This window comes from Helicobacter sp. L8 (assembly GCF_003660355.1).
In the GTDB taxonomy this organism is placed as follows: Bacteria; Campylobacterota; Campylobacteria; order Campylobacterales; family Helicobacteraceae; genus Helicobacter; species Helicobacter labacensis.
In genome coordinates this window covers 1-3,598 of record NZ_QXQR01000038.1, presented here as the reverse complement: position 1 = coordinate 3,598, position 3,598 = coordinate 1, and the positions used below count along the sequence as shown (strand labels likewise).

The 3,598-nt window shown below is 45.3% G+C and carries 6 protein-coding genes; 2 read left to right on the top strand and 4 right to left on the bottom strand.

The genetic code is table 11. From position 1 onward, the window contains the following. The first annotated feature begins 64 nt into the window (after window positions 1-64). A complete protein-coding gene (locus tag EAO37_RS08870; protein WP_120953370.1) occupies window positions 65-685 on the top strand; it encodes a hypothetical protein in 621 nt (206 codons plus the stop codon). Window positions 686-985: 300 nt separating this feature from the next. Continuing rightward, window positions 986-1,585 carry a hypothetical protein gene (locus tag EAO37_RS08865; RefSeq protein WP_240451802.1) on the top strand — a complete coding sequence of 200 codons (600 nt, stop codon included), beginning with the start codon at window positions 986-988 and terminating at the stop codon, window positions 1,583-1,585. Here EAO37_RS08865 and EAO37_RS08860 read toward each other — a convergent pair. Genes EAO37_RS08860 through EAO37_RS08845 form a run of 4 tightly spaced genes read right to left on the bottom strand, consistent with a single transcriptional unit; the run spans window position 1,569 to window position 3,004 of the window. Then, a complete protein-coding gene (locus tag EAO37_RS08860) occupies window positions 1,569-1,874 on the bottom strand; it encodes a hypothetical protein (protein WP_120953367.1) in 306 nt (101 codons plus the stop codon). The two genes, EAO37_RS08865 and EAO37_RS08860, sit on opposite strands and share 17 nt — an antisense overlap. Next, the gene (locus EAO37_RS08855) at window positions 1,874-2,161 is read right to left on the bottom strand and encodes a phage holin family protein (RefSeq protein ID WP_240451801.1); all 288 of its coding nucleotides are present in this window, start codon (window positions 2,159-2,161) and stop codon (window positions 1,874-1,876) included. The genes EAO37_RS08860 and EAO37_RS08855 overlap by 1 nt, the downstream gene beginning before the upstream one ends. Next, entirely contained in the window at window positions 2,161-2,478 is a 318-nt protein-coding gene (locus tag EAO37_RS08850) for a hypothetical protein (protein WP_120953362.1), read from the bottom strand. The genes EAO37_RS08855 and EAO37_RS08850 overlap by 1 nt, the downstream gene beginning before the upstream one ends. A 1-nt stretch (window position 2,479) precedes the next feature. Beyond that, a complete protein-coding gene (locus EAO37_RS08845; RefSeq protein WP_120953359.1) occupies window positions 2,480-3,004 on the bottom strand; it encodes a DUF5675 family protein in 525 nt (174 codons plus the stop codon). Window positions 3,005-3,598: the final 594 nt, after the last annotated feature.

The following is a 3,598-nucleotide window of genomic DNA, read 5'->3' as shown; positions in this document are numbered from 1 at the left end:
GGGGGGATATTGAGCTGAAGGCTTTGGATAAAATCGGGTATTCTAACTACTTGAAAGGCAAATAATGGGCGTTTTGATTGATGGCATGAGCAATGGGTGGGAGTATAGAAATAGCACTAATAGGGCGATGGACTTTTTAGTGTGCCTTACTGGGGTAGCCGGAGAGGACACTAGCGAACATTGGGGAATAGAGGGGCAAAACAGAGCTTTTCACTATAAATTAGGCAAGCAGGGGGCGAGTGTGCGCATTTATACCAGCACTTTAGAGTTTGATAGAATCATCACAGGGGGTAAGGGGAGCGAACAGGATTTAGCCACTAGCGGGGGGATGTGGGATTTTATATGGGGGGGGGATGAGTATCGAGAGTGGACTTATGGGCGGGAGAGAATTTCGCATAATGAAACCATGCGACAGCGTGGCTACGACTGGAGTCATCATATTAGCGCCACTGATGCGCAACACAACAATCAACTTGGTTGGTGGAAACACGACTGGGTATGGAATCCCCTACAAAACACTTTTAAACAGACTCAAGCGGGCAAGAGCTTTAGCTTTATCTATTCTCTAAAACCCGGGGAGATCATCTACTTTAAGCGCATTGATAGCCCACAGACTTACCAAGGGGCTTTTTATCTCTGTGTGCGGGATTTTGCAGAGATTAAGTATTCTTTGCCTTTTGCTTGACTAATAAGCTGTGAAGAGGCAAAATAACCCTAGCGCAAGAGTTCCCCCCCAATGGAGGGGAGACCTTCGCATTAGCGTAATTGCTGGGCTAGAGCAATGATCAACGCTAGAATTATTAGCAGTCTATGCATATGGCTACCTCCTTTCAGGAGGTCGCCCTCTACCTCCCCAACCCTTAAAGGCTTGAGCCCATACTCCAAATGCCCTAAGAGATAACCATATATGCCTCTTGCGCCCCCATTATACCCTTTTGTGGGCTTAACCCTTGCTACCCTCTAAAAAATGCGCTACATTAGGGCTATGCTAGAGCGCAAGGAAAAGCCCCAAGTAAGGGCGTATTATGAAACCCATGATGTGAGCTTGAAAGAAGTCGCCGCGCATTTTAAGATTCCCTACCGCACGATCTGCTATTGGAGCCAAAAAGAGAAATGGCAACGCTACCAAGCCGTGCAAAGCGTGCAAGTAGAGGTGCTAAGGGACGAGCTTACACAACACAATCTAAATACCTTTTTGGGGGCTAAGCAAGAGGAGATTAAAGATGTGTTGCGCGAGAATTTAAAGCACATTAAAGCCGACCCAATCGTGATGGAATGCATTTTAGAGACTTCTAGCGATGAACTTTTGTTAAAGGCGATGAATTTGCACTTCATTAACAAGAACATCCTACTAGCCGCCATTATCGCCAAAGACGAGCTTTTAAAAATGGTGCGCAATAATTTGGGGAATGCCAAGGGTAACCCCGTGATCATAGCCGCGGCTGAAAAGGTAGCAAAGATGTTTAGCGATGTGAAAATTAGTCTGTATGGTAGGGAAAGTGTTGTGATCCAAGAGAGCGCAGAGAATGACTATTCTAAGATGACTACAGAAGAGCTATTGCGCTTGGCTAATGATGATCCTTAAAGATGTTCAAAAGGCGTTCTATGTGGTTTAATTTCTCTTGGCAGGTTTTTATTTGGGCGGTTTGGGTAATTTTGTAGCGTTCTTTAATTGCTTTTTCTTGAGCTAATTTTTGTTCTTTATAGGCTTTTGTGTCCAACTCTAGGGCTTTTATTTGGGCGTTTTGGGTATCTAGGTGGATTTGGCTTAGATGCAGGCGTTCTTTTAGCAGGGCGTTTTCTTGGATGAAGTGGCTTAAGCTTAGCAGGCTTGAGAGTAAGCCCACGCCCAGAAACACCAACACATAAGCCATTAGGGTTTTTTCAAGCTCAAAATGTTTCTTAACACCTCTATCGCCTTGTCTACCCCAAAATAGCCCACACTAGCGCTTAGCCCCACTTTTGCCAAATAGGGCAAGTTAGTTGCGCTCATCATAGAGTAAACGCACACGCAGATAAAACTAGAAGTGAGCACCACCACTAGGGCGCGCTTGAAAGTCTCAGTCGGGCTGTTAAAATAGCTCAAACCCCCAGCAAGCACGCCTATGAGAATCACGGGCAAGAGTTCTATGTATTCTTCTAAATGCGCGATGTGGGACATCATTCTATCTTTTCTTTGAGTTCTAAAAGAAGGACTTGTTTAGGCACGCCTTTTTTTTGGGCTTCTTTGATGAGATCGCTTAAGAGGGCTTCTGTGGAGGTGTGGCTAGGCTTTTCCTTGTGTTCTTGCACTTCTAGGGCTTCCTCCAATTGCTTTTTTATGTTGGGGTCGATCTTGCCCGTGAAAACAAGTATAGTCGCGATAGAGGCGTTATACTTAAAGAAGTAATGCACATTTTGCGCGATAGAGAGCACAAGAGCGAAGGCGACAAAGACACCCACCCCCGCTTTTAGATTTTCTTTAGTTTTAGCCTCCATCTTAGAGCTCCTCTAGATCGTGGATGGTGAAAGTGATGTTTTCCACCCCGTGAATCTCACAGAAGTTGTAAAACTCTTGCACGGCTTTTGTGCTTTCTAAAATTTTGCCATGTTTTTTGTCATAGCGTTTCCCTAGCAAAATACAGCCCAAGCTGTCTATAGCGTCGTTACCAATGTGGATCATAATCCGCCTTTTGGCAAAGGCGGGGTTATTAGGATCGTGTAGCCATAGGGCTTTATTGCGCCCATTAGCCCCCTTGCCCTTATAATCAGCGGGCACGCACACTGAGCTATCCGCCCAGTGCAGGCTGTAGGCGCGCGCTACTATTGGTTTATCTTTGCCACTCTCATCGGTAGGCGCGCCCGCGTTTTCCATTGTGTAACAGCTAAACACTTCAGCCCCCCCCTCATCATAGACGACCAAGTAGCCCAGAGTGCCCGCCTCTATTTTGCCATTTTTGCTAACTTTTTGGCTAATGTGATCCCTTTGCAAGACCACTTCAAAACCCTTTACTTCATTGGACATTGTACCTCCTTAAAATTTAGGGGGTTCATCTTAACTAAACGCGCGCCAAAATTAAAGGGTTAAAGCTTTTAAAGCCTATGGCTAGGGGTTTTTTAGGGGGCTTTTGTGGCATAACCCACCCCCCTTTTTCTCTAAAAATCTAGGTGTGGGCAAGACAAGGGCAAGACAAGAACACACGCCATAAAAGAAAAAGCGCACACACACACAAGCGCGCTCTAGCACACCACAAGGCTAAGGCTAAGCTAGCCCAAAACAAAGTTAAAGCACTTGGCGCACATTAAAAAACTTGACAAATTAACTAGAAAATGTCTAAAATACGCCCAGCTTAAAAGTTCTTTGGCTTATCAGTGTTGCAACAATGGTACAGAGTGCGCCAACGCACGCCTAGAAAGATACCCTTGTACATCTTACTTAGCGCGCGGGTAGTCCCTATTTTAGGGGGTTACGCGCCCTTTAGAGAGTTGAGGGGAAGGGAGTTTAGATAATGGGGTTGTAAAAGAACTCTTTTAACAAGGTTTTTCCCTGTGCTTGGGACATCAGATACCCTACAAACTCTCCATGCATGTTATAAAGAATGGCACTAGGGTAACAAAT